Source organism: Nocardia sp. NPDC050712 (genome assembly GCF_040654295.1).
Lineage (GTDB): Bacteria > Actinomycetota > Actinomycetes > Mycobacteriales > Mycobacteriaceae > Nocardia.
On sequence record NZ_JBFAHT010000005.1, the window covers coordinates 290916 to 308049 of the forward strand.

At 66.7% G+C, this 17134-nt stretch carries 20 protein-coding genes; 11 read left to right on the forward strand and 9 right to left on the reverse strand.

The features are described from left to right. The first annotated feature begins 232 nt into the window (after nucleotides 1-232). A complete protein-coding gene (locus AB0H76_RS34000) occupies nucleotides 233-1903 on the forward strand; it encodes a hypothetical protein (RefSeq protein ID WP_357331169.1) in 1671 nt (556 codons plus the stop codon). 84 nt (nucleotides 1904-1987) lie between these two features. Here AB0H76_RS34000 and AB0H76_RS34005 read toward each other — a convergent pair whose 3' ends face one another. Further along, complete coding sequence (locus tag AB0H76_RS34005) at nucleotides 1988-2560, reverse strand: TetR family transcriptional regulator (protein ID WP_357331170.1); 573 nt, start codon at nucleotides 2558-2560, stop codon at nucleotides 1988-1990. An 81-nt stretch (nucleotides 2561-2641) separates the two neighbouring features. Here AB0H76_RS34005 and AB0H76_RS34010 point away from each other — a divergent pair, with 81 nt between their 5' ends. Continuing rightward, nucleotides 2642-3595: an NADP-dependent oxidoreductase gene (locus tag AB0H76_RS34010; protein WP_357331171.1), complete on the forward strand. Its 954-nt coding sequence runs from the start codon at nucleotides 2642-2644 to the stop codon at nucleotides 3593-3595. A 273-nt stretch (nucleotides 3596-3868) separates the two neighbouring features. On the opposite strand, the gene AB0H76_RS34015 is transcribed toward AB0H76_RS34010, so the two are convergent. Then, nucleotides 3869-4981, reverse strand: a complete 1113-nt coding sequence (locus AB0H76_RS34015; protein ID WP_357331172.1) for a hypothetical protein — start codon at nucleotides 4979-4981, stop codon at nucleotides 3869-3871. A gap of 405 nt (nucleotides 4982-5386) precedes the next feature. Beyond that, nucleotides 5387-6088: a PAS and ANTAR domain-containing protein gene (locus tag AB0H76_RS34020; protein WP_357331173.1), complete on the reverse strand. Its 702-nt coding sequence runs from the start codon at nucleotides 6086-6088 to the stop codon at nucleotides 5387-5389. Nucleotides 6089-6360: 272 nt separating this feature from the next. Between AB0H76_RS34020 and AB0H76_RS34025 the strand changes: the two genes are divergently transcribed. Together AB0H76_RS34025 and AB0H76_RS34030 are read left to right on the forward strand one after the other, a co-directional pair. Next, entirely contained in the window at nucleotides 6361-7032 is a 672-nt protein-coding gene (locus AB0H76_RS34025; RefSeq protein WP_357331174.1) for a TetR/AcrR family transcriptional regulator, read from the forward strand. After that, nucleotides 7029-8066, forward strand: coding sequence for an oxygenase MpaB family protein (locus AB0H76_RS34030; RefSeq protein ID WP_357331175.1), 1038 nt, complete (start codon nucleotides 7029-7031; stop codon nucleotides 8064-8066). The genes AB0H76_RS34025 and AB0H76_RS34030 overlap by 4 nt, the downstream gene beginning before the upstream one ends. Before the next feature lie 165 nt (nucleotides 8067-8231). On the opposite strand, the gene AB0H76_RS34035 is transcribed toward AB0H76_RS34030, so the two are convergent. Together AB0H76_RS34035 and AB0H76_RS34040 are read right to left on the reverse strand one after the other, a co-directional pair. Then, nucleotides 8232-8630 carry a hypothetical protein gene (locus AB0H76_RS34035; protein ID WP_357331176.1) on the reverse strand — a complete coding sequence of 133 codons (399 nt, stop codon included), beginning with the start codon at nucleotides 8628-8630 and terminating at the stop codon, nucleotides 8232-8234. Nucleotides 8631-8825: 195 nt separating this feature from the next. Next, nucleotides 8826-9209, reverse strand: a complete 384-nt coding sequence (locus tag AB0H76_RS34040; RefSeq protein ID WP_357331177.1) for an HIT domain-containing protein — start codon at nucleotides 9207-9209, stop codon at nucleotides 8826-8828. A gap of 427 nt (nucleotides 9210-9636) precedes the next feature. Here AB0H76_RS34040 and AB0H76_RS34045 point away from each other — a divergent pair, with 427 nt between their 5' ends. From AB0H76_RS34045 to AB0H76_RS34065, 5 genes are all read left to right on the forward strand, one after another. Continuing rightward, on the forward strand, nucleotides 9637-10281 hold the full coding sequence (locus AB0H76_RS34045; RefSeq protein WP_357331178.1) for a hypothetical protein: 645 nt from the start codon (nucleotides 9637-9639) through the stop codon (nucleotides 10279-10281). Nucleotides 10282-10409: 128 nt separating this feature from the next. Further along, nucleotides 10410-10877: a hypothetical protein gene (locus tag AB0H76_RS34050; RefSeq protein WP_357331179.1), complete on the forward strand. Its 468-nt coding sequence runs from the start codon at nucleotides 10410-10412 to the stop codon at nucleotides 10875-10877. Between the two features lie 226 nt (nucleotides 10878-11103). Beyond that, nucleotides 11104-11319: a hypothetical protein gene (locus AB0H76_RS34055; RefSeq protein ID WP_357331180.1), complete on the forward strand. Its 216-nt coding sequence runs from the start codon at nucleotides 11104-11106 to the stop codon at nucleotides 11317-11319. 111 nt (nucleotides 11320-11430) lie between these two features. Next, a complete protein-coding gene (locus tag AB0H76_RS34060) occupies nucleotides 11431-12354 on the forward strand; it encodes an alpha/beta fold hydrolase (RefSeq protein WP_357331181.1) in 924 nt (307 codons plus the stop codon). Nucleotides 12355-12425: 71 nt separating this feature from the next. Continuing rightward, complete coding sequence (locus AB0H76_RS34065; RefSeq protein WP_357331182.1) at nucleotides 12426-12911, forward strand: hypothetical protein; 486 nt, start codon at nucleotides 12426-12428, stop codon at nucleotides 12909-12911. Between the two features lie 28 nt (nucleotides 12912-12939). Here AB0H76_RS34065 and AB0H76_RS34070 read toward each other — a convergent pair whose 3' ends face one another. Beyond that, nucleotides 12940-13350 carry a helix-turn-helix domain-containing protein gene (locus AB0H76_RS34070; RefSeq protein WP_357331183.1) on the reverse strand — a complete coding sequence of 137 codons (411 nt, stop codon included), beginning with the start codon at nucleotides 13348-13350 and terminating at the stop codon, nucleotides 12940-12942. Between the two features lie 97 nt (nucleotides 13351-13447). Between AB0H76_RS34070 and AB0H76_RS34075 the strand changes: the two genes are divergently transcribed. Then, nucleotides 13448-14302: an alpha/beta hydrolase gene (locus tag AB0H76_RS34075; protein WP_357331184.1), complete on the forward strand. Its 855-nt coding sequence runs from the start codon at nucleotides 13448-13450 to the stop codon at nucleotides 14300-14302. A gap of 3 nt (nucleotides 14303-14305) precedes the next feature. On the opposite strand, the gene AB0H76_RS34080 is transcribed toward AB0H76_RS34075, so the two are convergent. Together AB0H76_RS34080 and AB0H76_RS34085 are read right to left on the reverse strand one after the other, a co-directional pair. Further along, a complete protein-coding gene (locus AB0H76_RS34080; RefSeq protein WP_357331185.1) occupies nucleotides 14306-15064 on the reverse strand; it encodes a hypothetical protein in 759 nt (252 codons plus the stop codon). A 128-nt stretch (nucleotides 15065-15192) separates the two neighbouring features. Beyond that, complete coding sequence (locus AB0H76_RS34085) at nucleotides 15193-16185, reverse strand: helix-turn-helix domain-containing protein (RefSeq protein ID WP_357331186.1); 993 nt, start codon at nucleotides 16183-16185, stop codon at nucleotides 15193-15195. A gap of 124 nt (nucleotides 16186-16309) precedes the next feature. Here AB0H76_RS34085 and AB0H76_RS34090 point away from each other — a divergent pair, with 124 nt between their 5' ends. Further along, nucleotides 16310-16798, forward strand: coding sequence for a hypothetical protein (locus AB0H76_RS34090; RefSeq protein ID WP_357331187.1), 489 nt, complete (start codon nucleotides 16310-16312; stop codon nucleotides 16796-16798). A gap of 62 nt (nucleotides 16799-16860) precedes the next feature. On the opposite strand, the gene AB0H76_RS34095 is transcribed toward AB0H76_RS34090, so the two are convergent. Then, entirely contained in the window at nucleotides 16861-17085 is a 225-nt protein-coding gene (locus AB0H76_RS34095) for a hypothetical protein (RefSeq protein ID WP_357331188.1), read from the reverse strand. Nucleotides 17086-17134 lie beyond the last annotated feature (49 nt).

Genomic DNA, 17134 nt, shown 5'->3' on the forward strand with positions numbered 1-17134 from the left:
ATACATCGGATGCGGTCGTTCTCGGACCGGTCAATAACTCGCCATTCAGCCCAGGACCCGTTGAGATTCTTTCAGCGCTGGCGGATCGGCGAAACCGCTGGGTGGTCGAACCGGCACAGCCGCTGCGGTCGTCGTTCGTGCGGCGATCAATACGGGCCCTGGGGGTCTGCGCGCTGTACGGTTGAACGCAGGGGGCAGACGCGGCTCCCGTTGCGGCACAGGGTAGAGCGGCATGATCGAAAACAACGCAGGCGCATATTCCGGCACACGGCTGGACAGAGCCGAGGGCGTGCGCACCATCTGTGCGTCCGACGAGCGTCCGGACGCGGTCGTCGACCCGAGCGATCGGCCCGACCCGGACACATTCGGCCTCGTGCACCTCGAACTGAGGTACGTCATTCGCGGGCGCGTTCCGGGTTCCCCTTACCGCGGCAACGCATTCCGGCTCGCAGACCTGCCGACCGACGCCGATGCGAGTCGGATGGAGGGCGGGGCCGCCGAATCGGTGGCCAACGACGGGTATACCGGCCCGCGCACTCGGCATGCCGTGCTGCCGGTTCTGCCATTACCTGGCGATGTCGATATCGCAGCCGTACTCCGGGACGGGCGGGATCCCGTCGCACGACTGGTCGCGGAACTGTTCTGGTTCTGGCCCACCGAGTACACCGATCCGGCGGTCGACGGCATCGATCAAGCCAACGCCGAGTGGCTCGACAGGCTGCCCGGCGATCCGATCGCGGCGCACAACTTGGCGGTTCTGCGACACATCGAAGCTTTCGAGACACCGCAGGGCGATCATCCCGAAACCTGGCTCGACGCGCTCACCGCATGGGACATGACGATCGGCGCCGCCGGCACCTGGCGGTGGCTGCACGTGCGCGCCGAACAGGTCCAGGTCGGTGACGATAGGCTCCGGTTCGGGCCGGCCGACCTAGCCGAGCTCCGCCAGGAGTTGCCCGCAGCGATCCTTCGAATCCACGCCAATGCGATCGCGGTCGCCGCCCTGGGCGACCGGATGGACGCTGCCGCAATGCAACTCGAGGTGCTCCACCGATTCGCAGCGCAGGCGGCCGCGTCCCGTAGTGTGTTCGATCCCGCGACCGTGCTGTCCGTGCGTGACGAGATCGCTCGGGAAATTTTGAGCGGCATACCGTTTCACGTTTCGGGCGTGGTCGACAAGGCGACGAGGGATCCGAGGAGCGGGCTTCATCGAGCACGGGATTTGCTCACGAGCGCGGCTCGCGTGGTGGCATTTCTACGAGTTCTGGGTAGCGAAGATCCGGAATCGGTGAACACGATCAAGACCGAGACCACGACCGCGGCGACTAGAGCGATCGCCGTCTACTACCGTGCCTGCAATGACGGTCCGGGAACTCGTGCGGTGCTGGCCGACATCCGCGGGTTCGCGAGCGGCACAAGCGCGGTGCGGTACCTCGACCAGGTGACCTACGAGCTCGACGAGACATGGTTGGCCGAGACCTGCTGGTTCTGTCATGCACGCCCCAGTGTGGCCGGCGCCTCGCGGGTGGTCGGCAGGCAAAAAGTCCTGCGCTACCCCCGAGCCCAGGAAACCAGAATCGATGTCCCGCGATGTGTCAGATGCCGCTTTCTGCACTGGCTCGACAATGTCGTCGGCACGGTGCCGACGGCGCTGACTCTTCTTGGCGTAGTCCTGCTGGCGATCAACATGGCCACCGGCATGCACACCCATGCTTGGCCCCTCCTGGGGCTTGTCGGCGCCATGTTCCTGGGCAGTATGGCCGTCGGTGTACTACTCGCTTTCAAGTTCCCTTCCGGCTTGGCCGATTTCAAGTCGGCCGAGAAATACCCGGGGGTCGAGAAACTGCGATATCCGCCACCGGGCTCCGCACCCCTTCCGGACCGAGCGATCAGCGAGCAATAGCGGATGTTCCGCACGTGCGAACGCCCCGAGATGGTCTCGGGGCATTGATCTTTCAGCTGGATCGTCCAGCCCGGCCGGTCGTACTCAGCGGACCGTCGGGGCTCGCGGCGTGACCGCGTCGCGCAGCTCGGCGGCGGCCCGGGTGATGAGTTCGGAGAAGGTCGCGTCCGGGTTGGCCAGCCAGCGGGAGGTGGCGCGCCGGGAAATCGCGATCGCGATGTCGGAGATGAAGCGTGCTTCGCCGGAATCGATCCCACGGCGTTCGAGTGCCCGCGTCAGTGCGTTGGCGACGTCGGCGAGCTTGATCAGGTCGCGTTCGGCCAGCGCCGGGTTGGCGGCGATCACCCCGACGCGACGCAGTAGGAACTCGCGGGAGCGAAAAGCCTTGTCGGCGGTCCCCAGCGCGGTCAGTAGCGCCTCGAACGGCATGAGGTCCGGGGCCGCCGCCTCGACCCGGGTGACGAGGTGGGTCTCGAGCTCGTTGCCGGCAAAAAGGACTTCCCGCTTGTCGGGGAAGTAGCGGTAGAAGGAGCGTTCGGTCAGCCCCGCGGTACGCGCGATCTGCGCGACCGTGGTGCGCTCGAATCCCTGTGTTTCGAACAGCTCGAGCGCCGCGCGTTCGAGGCGGCCCTGTGCGTCGGATTCCCATCTCGGCATAGTCACCATGATGACAGCAGAGGCTGTCGTCGGGCTGGTAGGGTCAATGACAACAGATGCTGTCATCACTTGGAGATCGCCATGAAGGCTCTACAGTTCGACCGATTCGGTTCCCCGGACGTGATCGTGCTCCGTGAAGTCCCGAAGCCGGAGCCGGGACCCGGCCAGATCCGGGTCGCGGTGCAGGCGTGCGGCCTGAATCCGGGCGATTGGGCGGTGGTCGACGGACTCCTCGCCGACCGATTGCCGCCGTTGCCGCGTGGCCTGGGCTTCGAGATCGCGGGCACCGTCGACGCCCTCGGTGCGGATGTCACGGGCGTCGAGATCGGCGACGGAGTGTTCGGCCCCGCGACTTTCGACGGCCCGACGGCAGGGGCCGCCGAGTACGCGCTGATGGCGGCCTGGGCACGCATTCCCGAGGGCGTCACCGCCGAGCAGGCCTCCGCGCTGCCGATGGCGGCCGAGACCGCGTGGCACGCGCTGGACGACCTCGGCGTCCAGCCGGGTGAGTTGTTGCTCGTCCACGGCGCGGGCTCCACCGTCGGTGAGGCCGCGGTGCGCTTGGCGCTGCACCGGGGAATCCGGGTGATCGCCACCGCCGGGTCCGCACGGGCCGCCGTGCTGGAAGACATCGGCGCCCGAGTAACCGGTTACGGCGACGGCATGGCCGAACGCGTCACCGCTCTGGCCGCCGGCCGCGTTGACCGCGCCCTGGACACGGCCCCGACCGGCGGCCGGATCGACCGCCTCGACCGGGCCAGCCCAGCCGGTGGCGCACTGCCGACCCTGATCGAGCTGACCGGTGACCCCGACCGCGTCCTCACCGTCTCCGACTTCGCCGCCGCGGCCGAGCTGGGTGCCCGGACCACCCACATCGAGATGCGCTATGACCGGCTCGACGAGTTCGCTCGGCTCGCCGGCGAAGGCGTCCTGGCCGTATCGGTCGCCCGCACCTACACCCTCGACCAGATCCACGAGGCTGCCGAGCTCAGCCGGTCCCGTCGGCCCGGCGGCAAGCTCACGCTCGTCCTGTGACCGCCTCGCTGCCCGGCCAGGCGATCCCTCCGCCGAACAAGCGCTGAGACTCGAACCCCGTAACCGCGATAAATCGTGGGGTGGTGCGGATGAAGCTCACAGCGGCGATTCTGTCAGGGTGATCTCAGCGGCTTGTGCGGACACCGAATTATGTTGCCGCGGTCCATGACAACACCGATTCGGCCGCGAGGTGCCGGCGTCGGAGTTCGCGGCAAGGGTGGCAGAAGGATTCGGCGTGGGTGCCGTACCGCACCGGCGAGCCGGGAATCGTTCTCATCGCGACACTTCCAGCCCCGGATTCGAGGCGATCGCCTCGAGCAGCTCGAACGGCAACGGCTCGGGACCATCGCCGGAGGTGACCTGGATCTGGGTCCGGGACGGGCGGGTGACGGTCACGGTGCGGGTCGTTTGTGTGGAGGGTGACGGCTCTATCACTGTGCTTCGCGATTCGTGCCTCTCGACCACCGTTCCGTCCGGCAGCCGACGCGACGTCGCGCCGTCATTCGACGAAAGCTCCTGCGGGAGAGGCTGTTCGATGCTGACCGACACGCTCAACCGTGATCGACGGCCAGGTGTGGTTACCCGAACCGCCTGGCACGCCCCGCCTGTGCTCGCTGGTAGCAGCGCCCCGAGCGGCGGATCGAGGGTCAAGCCGTCGAGTGGTATCTGCGCTAGGACCGCGTCCCATCGACGAGCCTGGGCCTGATCGATCGAGGGGGAGGACTCCGCCCAGATATTGCAGGACTCGGGCGGGCTCGGCGTTCCGGGCGGAACCGGTGCGGTGACGCGGAGCCCGGGAACGGTGACGACCGCGACGAGATCATCGATGGTCAGCGGGACGGTTCCGGTATAGCCGCTTCCGTCACTGGCGTCGTCGGTGGCGTAGGCGTGGGCGACGGATCCGTCGGGCAGGTAAGCGGTGGCCGATCGCGAAAGGGTGCGAACACCATTCGTCTCGTACCAGGTGTCGTGGGTATCGACGATCGTGTCGTCGGGAAGGCGGCGTCTCTCATCGAGATCGCCGGCGACGCACGGCGGAATCGGCGTGCGGGACTCGCGAACGTTCACCGACAGTGAGCCCGATCGGTCGCCGCGCAGCAGCGTGGCGCGCGCATCGGTCCAACCGCCGAACGTCTCGTCCGTCGTCGGGTCGCCGTGGATCGGCTGGAATACCAGTGACCGATCCACCGGTGCGAAGGCGATCTCGACACCACCGGGCAGCGCCGCACGCAGCGCCTTCGTCATCGCGGCGGCCTTGGGCCCGGAGAACCACGGATAGGACGGATTGTCGTACACGGGTGCTTCGTAGGTAACCACCGAAAACAATTGCCCCGGCTGCGGCGGCTCCACCACATCGCAACCCGGGATCCGCACCGGAAATGCCACCGGCGGAGTGACATACGAATAGTCGTCGGCCGATTCCGGCGGCTCCGAAGTGGTCGGGGTGAGCGGTGCGGTGGTCAACTCCGGCTCCGGCTCGTGCAGCAGCCCGGCGATGAGATAGGCGGCGGCGACGATCGCCACGCACGTCAAACCCACCGTCCAGTGGTGGACGGCGGGGGAGGGTGCGGTCGCGTCCCTGTCATCACCGTTTTCCATGTCCTGCATTCTGTCCGCCCGTTCGAGATCCGAGAAACGTCGAGTGGCCGTTCGGCAGTTGTGTGGGACTCAGGGCCCGCCCTCGGCCGTCACGGCGAATCCCGGCCGGGGATAGTCGTCGGGAAGAAGGGAAACCTCGGTGCACGGGTGAGGAACGCTGTGATCGGGCCTCGCATCGCGGATCGGGCTCGATCAACGAGCCCGTTCGTGAATGTTGAGCAGCAGGTGATCGAAGGCCGTTATCGAGCTCGCCTGCAGCGGCGGGATCCGCGGCACCGCCGCGACCAGCGCCTCGGCGAGGTCACGCAACTTCGTGTTGGTCTCCTGCGATCGCCAGATGAGGACTTTGAAGGCTTGCTCGGCATTGATGGAGTACATCAGCATCAACGCGCCTTTGGCCTGTTCGATCGCCGCGCGGGCCTCGAGGAGGTCGGGCACGACGGCATCGAGGGTGTCGCGCTCGGCGGTGGCGATGGTCTCGCCCAAATCCATGTAATAGCCGGAGGTGCCCACCACCAGGCCATCGGGGTCGCAGATGCTGTCGGATACCAGCATCACCTGCCGGGCCCGGCTCGCGGTGTCGAGGAATCGATATCGGCCCACGAACGGCTTGCCCTTGCTCAATGAGCGGGTGATCTCCTCGGCGACATCAGTGTGGTCGTCGGGATGCTTGTGCGACATGAGCAGGTCGTTGGTGGGCTCCACCGCGCCCGGGGCGTAGCCGTGCATGAGGTAGACCTCGGGCGACCATTCCCAGCGCTGAGTGGCGAACCAGAATCGGAAGCTGCCGACATGGGGGCCGCCGGTTCCGAGCAGTACATTCCGATCCGCGTTCCCGGCCGGGTCCGTGCCCTGGCAGGGGCCCGCGGTGTGGGCATCATTCGCCTTGTCCATCGGCGCGTAGGCTCCTTCGTCGTGAAACGGGTTGTCGCCGTTCCGGATTCGAAGCCTGATGCGGAAGGGGGTAGCGGAGACCGGAAGGGGCTGGCTTCTTAACCCCGACCGACGCCGTACGAATATCCCGCCGATCGGATGTTAATCAGCACATCATCGAGATCACTCGCGCCGCGTCCGGCCCGATGCCTCCGCGGCTCGCGATCCGACGAATGCAACAGAATCTATCTGAACTGTTGCATTTATCGCATTCCAGCGTCTAGCGTCGAGGTATGCATCAGACAGCGGCCGCGTTCCTCGCCGGCACCCTGGGCGGCGAGGCCGACGAACACGCCGACCGAACCGCGCGGCGAATCCTCGATGCCGCGGTACTGGAGATGGCCGCCACCGGGATGGGGAAGCTGAAGATCGACGCGGTCGCGCGGCGCGCGGGCGTGAACCGGGCCACCGTCTATCGCCGTTTCGGCGACCTCGACGGACTACTCGAAGCAGTGACCATGCGCGAAGGCCGGCGGATGGCCGCGACCGTGGCCGAAGCCGTCGCCGGGCACGCTGATCACCGCGAACGTCTGGCGGAAGCGTTCGTCGCCTGCCTGCGCATGGCACGCGAGCATCCGGTGATCTCCCGCACCGCGACGCTGGAACCCCACCTCCTGCTGGAAGCGGGCATGGCCGACGATGCCGCACTGCTGTCGCTGGGCGGTGCGGTAGTCGCCGAGCAACTGCGCGCGGCGCAAGCCGATGGCCTTGCCGCGCATCTCGACCCGGACGAGGCCGGGCGCACCGTCGCGATGCTGTTCGCCGCGTGCGTGCTGATGCCGACCAAAGACGGTATCGACCTGCGCACCGACGAATCGGTCCGCGCCTTCGCGCAAAGAACGCTGGTCCCCATGATTTTCGGGCCCGAAACCGCGGCCCGGGCAGTGAAAGGAACACCTCGATGAGCAACCACAATGACGTGGCACCCCACCAGGACTACGGCTTCTTCGGCCCGGACTCGGTGTGCTGGACAGTGTTCGGATACCCCACCGCGGTGTCGGTAGCGTTTCAGCGCACCGTGGTGACCGAGATGTTCGAGCCGTTCCTCATGGCCTCGGTCGCCGACACCGGCGCGGTGATGAAGCGCCCCGACGTGCGCTACGACCGCACCCTGCAGTACATGGCCACCCTCGTCTTCGGTGATACGCGCTCGGTGTTGCAGGCCTCTCAGGTGCTGGTGAAGATCCACTCGAAGATCACCGGCATCGAGCCGATCAGCGGGCTGCGTTACGACGCCAACGACCCCGAAGCGCAACTGTGGATCCACCTGACCGCCTGGCATTCGGTCCTGCTCTGCTACGAGAAGTTCGGCCCCGGCCCGCTCAGCCCCGAACAGGATCGACAGTATTGGGCCGAATGCGCCCGAGCCGCGGAATTTCAGACCATCGATCCCGCGACCGTGCCGCGCTCACGCGCCCAGATGCGCGCCTACTACGACCGAATGAAGCCGGTGCTCGCCGCTCGGGTAGTCACCCAGGAGCACGTCGAGCATCTGCTCGACGGCGCCAGGCTGATGGTGCCCGATCACCGTGGTCTGCGCCCAGTCGCCGAGGTCAGCCGGGTCCTGTTCCGCACCGCCACCATCGCCACACTGCCGCAGTGGATGCGGGCGATGGCTGGTATTCAGCAGAGCGCCCGTACCGACGCCGCCATCACCCTCGTGATGCGGCTGATGTTCCGGGTCGTCGCGAAAAGCGTTGCCGCGCAGCGGCTCATCATCCGCAACGCCAGCCCGCACACCGCGCCGGTGCTGGACCCGATCCTGTGCGAGGTGGCACCGGTCAACCCGATGGTGCGCACCCCGGAACAGGCGCGCGCCGACTACGGCCTCGACACCCCCGCCGAACAGTACGCGGCGATACGTGCCGCCCGCAGTGGCCGGCCCCTGCCCGAGCACGCGGCTCGCGACGGCGCCAGCCCGCTGCTCACCTTCAACTGAGGGGCGTATGGGCTGGCCGGGAGTGCGGGGCAGGTGACTTCGACGTTGATGATCGAGGGGCTTCTGCTCATTACTTTTGCGGCCGGCCCGTGGCAGCCGCTTCGGACCGCCGGGAGAGTGTCACCGCGCCAGCACCCGCTCAGTGATGGCGCGGATCCCTCGTGATCAGCCGAGCGCCGCGGTGATCTTGGCGGCCATCGCCACCACCGCCGGGCTCGGCGCACCCTTGACGAACTGGGCAGCCTCGACAGCGACCAGCACGGTACTACGGAAGTTGTCGACCTCGGCCGGGTACTGCTCCGCGAGCAGGTCCACCGCGGCGGTCAGGGCGGGCAGTACCTGCTCGGCCAGCTCGGCGACGTTCTTACCGGGCAGGGCAATGTCTTTGGACTTCGCCGAGAGCACATGCCCGGTCAAACCGGTCGCCGAGGTCAGCGCGATCGAACCCTGGGTGATGGCCTTGTGCGGGGCGCCGGCGGCGGCCAGCAGGGCGACCGCGCCGTAGGCGGCGGTCCGCAGGGTGGCCTTGTCCTGGTCGTTCAGGGTGATGGTGGTGGTGTTCATGTCGTGTACTCCTCGGTTGTGGCTCCGGGTGTCGGTGCCGTTTTCTTCGATGTACACACAATGTCCGGGTCGGCTGACACCGCCCTGACACCCGGCTGACACACCCTCTGACACCGAGCGCGGCAGGTCACCCGGCCACGCGGCGCGACCGCCTCACTGAGACCGCGCAGCGTCAAAGCGGACGCTCGCGCAAGGTCAATTCGCCAAGGCCGCGCGCAGCCGCCGAGCCAACGTGGTGGCCTGCTCGGGCGTCCACGGCAACACCCCGTTCTCCGCCATCAGCGCGTGGAACTGCTGTTCGTGATAGGGAACACCCGGCGGTAGCGGCGAGATGTGCCAGTGCACATGGGAATTGCCCTGCTGGCTACCCAGGCTCAGCAGATAGGTACGTTCGACCTCAACCGTGGCTTCCACCGCTTTCGTCACCCGGTACACCAGGGTCATCAACTGGATGTACGCGTCCTCGGTGAAGTCGCCCACCACGTGCTGGCGATGAAGTTTCGGGGCAACCAGCACATGGCCGAGCAAGGTCGGGTACTTGTACAGGAAGGCCACGTTGTCCGCAGTCTCGGCGACCACCTCATGCCATCCGTCGCTCCTCGGGCTGGCGACGACCTCGCAGATGAAGCAGGAACTCGACCGGACACGTTGGGCGTAAGCTTCCACATCGAACGGAATACGTTGCATACCAGCCGATTCTGCCGACAAGGTGAACAGACCGCATCGACACGCCTCCATCATGCGCCGCGCAGTGCGTTGGTTCGGATTTCGTGTAACCGGCACGTCCGGATGCATTGAGATGCAACCCCTCTGAATATCCACCGGGTCTGTGCGGCAGTTCAGTGGTTCGACATGGGGGACGCCGCAATGGATTCCGCACCATGGTCGCTTGAATTAGGGTGCTCATCGGGGTCGAACCCCCGGTCGTGGAGGGGATGATCTAGTGGACCAGCGAATACCCGCGGAAGTGCTTGCGGCACACAGTCAGAGCGGCGATCCGGCCACGTTGAACCTGCGGATGCGGCTGTATCCCGAGAGCGCGCTCGAAGGCATGACGGACAGGCTTGTCACCCGCCCGCTCGCACCCGGGATGCTGGAGACTGTCGTGCTGGACACTCCCCAGCATATGTCGGTGCTCAATCGTGGACAGCTCGAGGCACGGGACGAGGATATCTTCGCCGCCGCGCTCGAGCAGTCGATCGGCCGCGAAGAGCACTACGTCGAGTCGATGCGGCTGCAACACGCGCACGCGATCTTCATCGGCGGTACGCACCGCTACATCGCCTCCCACATGCATGTGCTGGCAAGGCATTTCGCGTGGGGCGCGCTCCCTTACGGTGCGTTGGTCTCGTTTCCGCTCCCGGAGTACGTGGTGATTTATCCGCTCGGCCAGACCGGACCCATCGAGTCGCTGGCCGACGTCCAGGAGACGACGGAGCGGCTGTTCGGCGGCGGGTCGAAACCGCTCACCACGCGGATCTTCTGGTGGGTTCCGGGCCGCTACGAACAGATTCCCGAGCCCGAGGCGCTGCGTAGCGGGCTGGTGCCGGACCTGCGACCGGTCGGCATCGAGATCGATGATCGGGCACGTGAGGTCAAGTTCCTGACCGCTGAAACCAATGACCTGTTCAGCACTTTGGCGGAACACTGAGCGAGGCGTCGGCCGGCCGGCCGATACGTGGTGCCCCGATTACTACCGTCATGTGACCTGCTGATGACCCACCTAGCATGGGCAGGGTCCGTCGGGGATTTGATCCATTCGATGTCGAGAGGTCTTACATGTCCAACGGTTCGTTGTCACGTGTCTTGTCCGGCGTTTTCGCCGGTGCGGCCGCACTGCTCCTGCTGGCACCGGAGGCCGCCGCGGCCCCGGACAGTCCTTACAGCTGCTCTGGCGTCTATCTGTCGAGTGATGGTGCCGCGGAGGTGCAGTCGTGCATCTACGCCGAGAACGGGGTACCCAGGGCCTTCGGTGGTCTCAGGATCAAGAACGACAGCATCAACCGCGACAACTGCACGATGGTCGTGACGGTGATCGATAAGGACGCGTATGCGAGCGGGGCCAGCGATGAAGTGGTCGCGACCAGCGGTGAATTCCCTTGCCTGGACGGGAAATACCCCTCTCCGCCGCTGACCGTGGACGCGGCGCTGGCGAAGCCCGATCATCGCTATGTCAGCTTCACCGAAATCACCAAGGACGGGCAGGGGATCGCCCGAATCTACAGTCCGGAACTGATTTTGCCGTAGGGCAGCCGCGCGGCTGCCACCTGCGGTGGGAACTATTGAGCCAGGCCGAGCATGCTCGGCCTGGCTCAGCGCATCCATCGGCCCGGCCACATTCGAGTTCTCTCGCCGGACGATACGATGCCGAGGTGATGGGCGTTCGGCGGTGGTACAGCGAGCACGTGACGTGACAGGGTTTCGATGCCGGCCGACCCCTGCCACCGATCCGACTCCCTGAAGCGAGACCGCAATGCCCAGAACCTTTTTCGGCTCCCTGTTCCGCTTTGTCGGCCGCATCATCGCCGGCGCGCCTGTGCTGGTGCTGTTCCTGGTCGTAGCAGTGCTGGTCGGGTTGTTCGGCGCGGTGTTGCTGCTGACCAATTCCGGCCGCACCGACTCGCCGCCGTCCCCGACGGTCACCACGACGCGCAACTGCGCGCCGTTCGCCTGCAAGGTGGGCCAGTAGAAGGCATCGCACGGACTATGTCCGAATACTGATCCCGGACAGCCGATTTCGCGCTAGAGTCCCTCCCCGAAGGGCGGAAGTGAAACACGTTCTATTGGGAGGGGTTCCATCGTGTCGAGATGGCGAATCGGATCATTGCTGTGCGCGGCCGCGGTAGCGGCAGGCGTGGGTGCCGGGCCCGCGCAGGCCGAACTGCCCGTGGAGTACAGCACGTTGAGTGGAATACGTGCCGAGCTGGCCAACCCCGGCGGCTCACTGCCGGGCAGCAACGACTGGGACTGTAAACCCGGTGCGGCACACCCGAATCCGGTGGTACTCGTGCACGGCGGGGCCGGGGCGGGAGCTCAAACCAACTGGGGCACAATCGTTCCGTTGCTGGCCAACGAAGGCTACTGCGTCTTCGCCCTGACCTACGGCGCGCTCGATCTGCCCTGGCCGGTCTCGGCGCTCGGCGGGATGACCGGCACCGCCGAGCAGAACGCGCGCACCGTCGGCAGGTTCATCGAACGGGTTCTGGCCGAGACGGGCGCCCAGAAGGTCGATGTCGTCGGCCATTCCCTGGGCACGTTGCTGCCGAACTACTACGCGAAACGATTCGGCGGTGCGTCCCGCATCGACCGCTACGTCTCCTTTGCTCCGGTGTGGGAGGGCACCTTCGGTGATCAGTTGGCCATTGCCCGCGAGTACGCCGCCCAACTGGGCGCCGGGCCTGCCCTGGAAGCGGCACTGGCCGCCCAGCCCGCCGGGAACGAAGCGCAGACCGGTTCACCGCTGATGGTCGACCTGCATTCCGACGGCATGTACGTGCCCGGCATCACCTACACGAATATCGTCACCATCCACGACCAGGTCGTCCTGCCGTACACCTCCGGCCTGCTGCCCGGTGACGGGGTTACGAATATCGTTCTGCAAGAAGGGTGTTCGCAGGACATGTCCGATCACCTGACCATCATCGCCGACCCGCGCGCAGCCACCTACCTGCTCAACGCCCTCGATCCGCGACACCCGCGCCCGGTGCCCTGCGCTGCGCGGTAGCAGGCCCACGAACGGCCCGAGCGTCCATTTTCGACTGTCGCAGCCGGCCGCGCAGCGATAGCGTCCGGATCATGTCAGACAACGACCAGGCCCGACTCAGGGCGTACATCGAGGAGTTTCGCGCCGAAGCGGGCCATCCCGCTTTGCCCGCTCAGCGCCTGGACGAACTGGTCACCGCGATCTCCGCCGACCCGGACGGCGGCACCGAGCCATTTGTCCGCGCCCTGTCCGAAGGGCGAACACTCACGCACCGCGAGCGGATCGTCGCGCTCTGGACAGCAGGGGAGCGCGCAGAGGCCGAGCAACTCGCACTCGACGCCGCTGCGGCCGGCGAGCCGATGGCGTTGCGCGACTTGATCAATCACCATCGGCGCGCAGCTGATCGGGAACGCAAGGAGGAGCTTGCCCGCCTCGCCGCGGACCACGGAGATCATCAGCCGTTGCGGACAATCGCCTACCGCTACGAACGCGGCGGCAACAGTTCACGGGCCGCCCAGTCTACCAGCAAGGGCTGGATCGCGGTGATCAGCAAGCGGGTGCCGAACTGCGGCGCATGAACAGGTCTTGAACTTCGAGACACCCGAGCTATTCGCCGGCGGTCGATGCGGCTTGCGCGTCGCTACGGGCGCCGGCGCGGTCGATCTCGGCCATGTGATCCTCGGCCCAGGTGCGCAGCGCCGCCAAGGGGACCTCCAGGGACAGGCCCAGCGCGGTGAGCCGGTAGTGCACACGCGGTGGCACCGTCGGCTCCACTCGGCGGGTGACCAGACCATCCCGGGCCATGCTGTGCAAGGTCACCGACAGCATCTTCTGGGATACACCGGGCATGCGCCGCCGCAGCTCGGCGAACCGCACTTCACCCGGATCGGCCTCCGCGAGGACCTTGACCGCCATCGACGTCCATTTCGTGCCGATGCGGTCCAGCAACTGACGTGTCGGGCATTGACGATCGAACAGATCACCGCGATCCGGTGCCTGCGCTGGTCGGGTAGTCACCTGAACCTCACCACCTGTAGTCGACGTGCCTTCTTGGCAGCGTAGCCGAGGTTACCTACCGTTGCCTGGTAACCATCGGTGACTACCTGGAGGTCTCATGTCCCGCACGCCGCATGCCGCGTCGATCGAACTGCGCCAGATCGAGACCAACGGCATCCACGCCAACGTCGCCCTCGCGGGCGCCGGCCCCGCGGTCGTTCTGCTGCACGGCTTTCCGCACACCTGGCGACTGTGGAGCGAGATCATCGGCCCGTTGTCCGCGCATTACCGCGTGATCGCCCCGGACCTGCGCGGGTTCGGCGCCACCAGTCGTGCGGCGGACGGCTACGACGCCGGCACGCTGGCCACCGACATCGCCGGGATCCTGGATGCCCTCGGCGAACCCACCGCGGCGGTGGTCGCGATCGATGCCGGCACCCCGGTCGCGGTGCTGCTCGCCCTGCGGCGCCCCGACCGGGTGCGACGCCTGGTGGTCATGGAAGCGCTGCTGGGCACGCTCCCGGGCGCCGCGGATTTCCTCGCTGCGGGCCCGCCGTGGTGGTTCGGCTTCCACGCCGTCCCCGGTCTCGCCGAAACGGTCCTGCTCGGCAACGAGGCGCGATACATCGAATGGTTTCTCACCATCGGCACCCGTGGCCGGGGCGTGCGGGCAGATATCCGCGACGCGTTCGTCGACGCCTACGCCAGAGCGGACGCCCTACGCTGCGCCTTCTCCTATTACCGCGCACTGCCGACCAGCGCCCGCCAGATCGAGCACGCCGTGGCGGCCGGCCGGCTCACCACACCCACCTTGGCGATCGGTGCCCATCCGGTCGGCGATGCGCTGGAGCGGCAGTTGCGCCCCATCGCGGCGGATCTCGCCGGACACGTCATTCCGGATTGCGGTCACATCATCCCGCTGGACCGGCCGCGGGAACTGCTCGGCCTCGTGATGCCTTTTCTCGCCGCCTGAGGATCAGGTGCGGGTGAACCGGTAGGTGATGTCGGTGAGCGGGCCGACCTCGATCTGGGAGATCCCGGTGATGCCCAGGTCGAGGCAGTGATCCAGAACCAAATAGGTGGGGGCGGCGCCGTTGGTGGCACCGAGCAGCGCGTAATAGTCGCAGCTACCCCACAATCGCGGGCCCACCGCGACCTTGCCGTCCCGCGCGGGATTGAGCAGAGCCATGTACTGGTAGAGATCGGTCGCTTCGCCCGCGCCCGCGTTCTCGGTCCACATGTAGTTCATCAGCGGCAGCACATAATCGGTGACGTCTTTGTCGGTGGCCTCATCGGAGGCGGCCAGCCGGTACTGGTGGAACAAGATGTCGGAATTGCTGAGCTTCTCGCCGGCTTCGCGCTCGGCGTTCCACAGCAGGAGGGCGCCCTCGTCCGGGATCGGAGTAGCCAGGTACTCGGAGGATTCCTCGGTCGCCGCCGTCCACGTGGTGCGCATGACCCGCCCCGTCGCCGATTTGTCGAAGTCCTGCATTGCCGAACCGTAGAACTTCTCGAACAGCGCCCGGCGCTCGGCAAGCATCTTGATTTGCGCATCGGTGCGCGCGCCGCCGGCCCTGGCGACCGCGTCCATCCTGGTGGCCCGTTCCCGGCCCTTCTGCACGCATTTGTCGTACACGGCTTGCAGTCTCGCGGCCTTGGCGTGCTCGGCCTCGGGGACGGCGATCACGGTGTCGGCCGGGGCGGCGGGAATGTCGGACTGTTCACTCGATGTCATAGCACTGCCTTGCGATGAGATGAATCCCCCTTCGATGGCAGTGTGCGCCAACCGCATCGGCGGCACGCGGCGATTTGTAAACAAACCGCGAGGTCAATGACCTTCTGCGGGTAGACGTTTCACCCGGTTCAGGCGTGCCTCGGCATCGTGGCCGACTTCGACGGCAGTGGTCCCGGCCCGCGAAAGGTCTTGCGGTAGGCCGACGGCGTGGTGCCGATAGCACGCCAGAATTGTTCGCGCATGGTGACCGCGCTGCCGAATCCGCAGAGTTCGGCGATGCGGTCGATGGAGTAGTCGCCGGTCTCGAGCAGGCGCTGGGCCATCGCGATGCGCTGGGTGGCCACCCACGCGGCGACGCCGGTGCCCGCGGTTTCGCGGAAGCGGCGGGTGAAGGTGCGCCGGCTCATACTGGCGTGGGCGGCGAGCCGGTCGACCGACAGATCTTCGTCGAGGTGTTCTATCGCCCAGCGGAGGGTGCTGGTCAAGGGATGCGCGGAACCTGTTGCGGGCAAAGGGTGTTCGATGAATTGTGCCTGCCCGCCCTCGCGATGCGGCGGGGTGACCAGACGGCGGGCGACCCGGTTGGCGAGTTCGGCGCCGTGCTGGCGGCGCAGCAGATGCAGACAGGTGTCGAGCGCGGCGGTGGTCCCGGCCGAGGTGACGATGTCGCCGTCGTCGACGTAGAGCGATTCCCGATCCAGTAGGACATCGGGGAACCGGCGCGCGAACACATCGGCCCACTTCCAATGGGTGGCGGCCGGCCGATGCGCGAGCAGGCCGGTGTCGGCGACGACGAACGCGCCCAGACAGAGGCCGACGACGCGCGCGCCGTTGTCGTGGGCGCTGCGGATCGCCTCGACGATGGCGGGCGGGGCCGGTAGCTCCGGATCCGGCCAGCTCGGCACGATCACCATCGACGCACCCGCTACCTCGTCCAGGCCGTGGCCGGTGGCGACGGTGAACCCGGCGGTGGTGGTGATCGGCGCCGCGCCGGGCGTGCAGACCCGGATCTCGCACGGCGGCAGCTCGGGTGAGGGCTGCTCCTCCCCGAAAACCAAGCACGGCACCGACAGGTGGAACGGGTTGATCCGGTCGAAGGCCACGACGGCGATCACATCCACTGCTGTCTCCCGTCGCCTGCTGCTGGCCCAATTCCGTTGATTGTAGGCACACGAGCCACTGTCGGGCCGGGGCCGGTCGCGAGATCGTTGACGCCGACACTGATTACCCCGTGAGAGGAACCCCATGAATTCGCGTCGCATCGCCCGCTACATCCTGCCGATGCTGGCCGTGGCGATCTCGGCCACCGCCTGCACGACCAGTTCTGCCGCACCCGACACCGCGGCACCGACCCCGGCCGCTCCTGCGCAGGGACCCGCCATCTCGTTCCCTGCCGCCGACCTCGTTTGGCGTGATCTGCCGGACAGCGGCGGCGTCCGGTTCGCCGACGTCCGCGGCGATCTGGCCGGGCACGGACCGTACGAGGCGTTCGTGAAATTCCCTGCCGGAAAAGACAATCCGATGCATATCCACACCAGCGACCTGCCGACCGTGGTCCTCAGCGGCACCTTCTACGCGATCTTCGACGGCAAGCGGATCGAGTACCCCGCGGGTTCCTTCTACACGCTGTCGGCCGACATCCCACACCTGAGCGGCTGCGTGCCGGGCACCGAATGCCTGCTCTTCCAGTATCAGACCGATCACTTCGACCTCGTGCCCACGGCTGCTCGCTGACACTCCGCAACGCTCTCGATCCCGCGCTGTTGCGGCCAGATGTGCGCCGGATCCGCGGAGGACTACTTGGTGCAGAAGTCGACGTTGCCGTCGTTGGGGTAGCCACTGCTCAACGACAGCAGATGGCCGAAGGGGACGCAGCGGACGATCCAGTACAGCGCGTCCGAGGAACCGCTCGACGCCGGTGCGTCTACCGGTGCGGGCTGCGCCGCGGCGGGACCTGCGAGAGCGAAGCTCGACAGGGTGAGCGCGAAGGCGAACGATGGTGCGAGGGCGAATTTTCTCAATGAGTCAGCCTTTCGAATTATGTTGTTGCAGTGCAGTATTGACGCGTAT

Bases quoted from the DNA above. Each gene is read 5' to 3' on its own strand.
- AB0H76_RS34000 (WP_357331169.1), top strand. From the start codon at position 233: ATGATCGAAAACAACGCAGGCGCATATTCCGGCACACGGCTGGACAGA.
- AB0H76_RS34005 (WP_357331170.1), bottom strand. From the start codon at position 2,560: ATGCCGAGATGGGAATCCGACGCACAGGGCCGCCTCGAACGCGCGGCG.
- AB0H76_RS34010 (WP_357331171.1), top strand. From the start codon at position 2,642: ATGAAGGCTCTACAGTTCGACCGATTCGGTTCCCCGGACGTGATCGTG.
- AB0H76_RS34020 (WP_357331173.1), bottom strand. From the start codon at position 6,088: ATGGACAAGGCGAATGATGCCCACACCGCGGGCCCCTGCCAGGGCACG.
- AB0H76_RS34025 (WP_357331174.1), top strand. From the start codon at position 6,361: ATGCATCAGACAGCGGCCGCGTTCCTCGCCGGCACCCTGGGCGGCGAG.
- AB0H76_RS34030 (WP_357331175.1), top strand. From the start codon at position 7,029: ATGAGCAACCACAATGACGTGGCACCCCACCAGGACTACGGCTTCTTC.
- AB0H76_RS34035 (WP_357331176.1), bottom strand. From the start codon at position 8,630: ATGAACACCACCACCATCACCCTGAACGACCAGGACAAGGCCACCCTG.
- AB0H76_RS34050 (WP_357331179.1), top strand. From the start codon at position 10,410: ATGTCCAACGGTTCGTTGTCACGTGTCTTGTCCGGCGTTTTCGCCGGT.
- AB0H76_RS34055 (WP_357331180.1), top strand. From the start codon at position 11,104: ATGCCCAGAACCTTTTTCGGCTCCCTGTTCCGCTTTGTCGGCCGCATC.
- AB0H76_RS34065 (WP_357331182.1), top strand. From the start codon at position 12,426: ATGTCAGACAACGACCAGGCCCGACTCAGGGCGTACATCGAGGAGTTT.
- AB0H76_RS34075 (WP_357331184.1), top strand. From the start codon at position 13,448: ATGTCCCGCACGCCGCATGCCGCGTCGATCGAACTGCGCCAGATCGAG.
- AB0H76_RS34080 (WP_357331185.1), bottom strand. From the start codon at position 15,064: ATGACATCGAGTGAACAGTCCGACATTCCCGCCGCCCCGGCCGACACC.
- AB0H76_RS34090 (WP_357331187.1), top strand. From the start codon at position 16,310: ATGAATTCGCGTCGCATCGCCCGCTACATCCTGCCGATGCTGGCCGTG.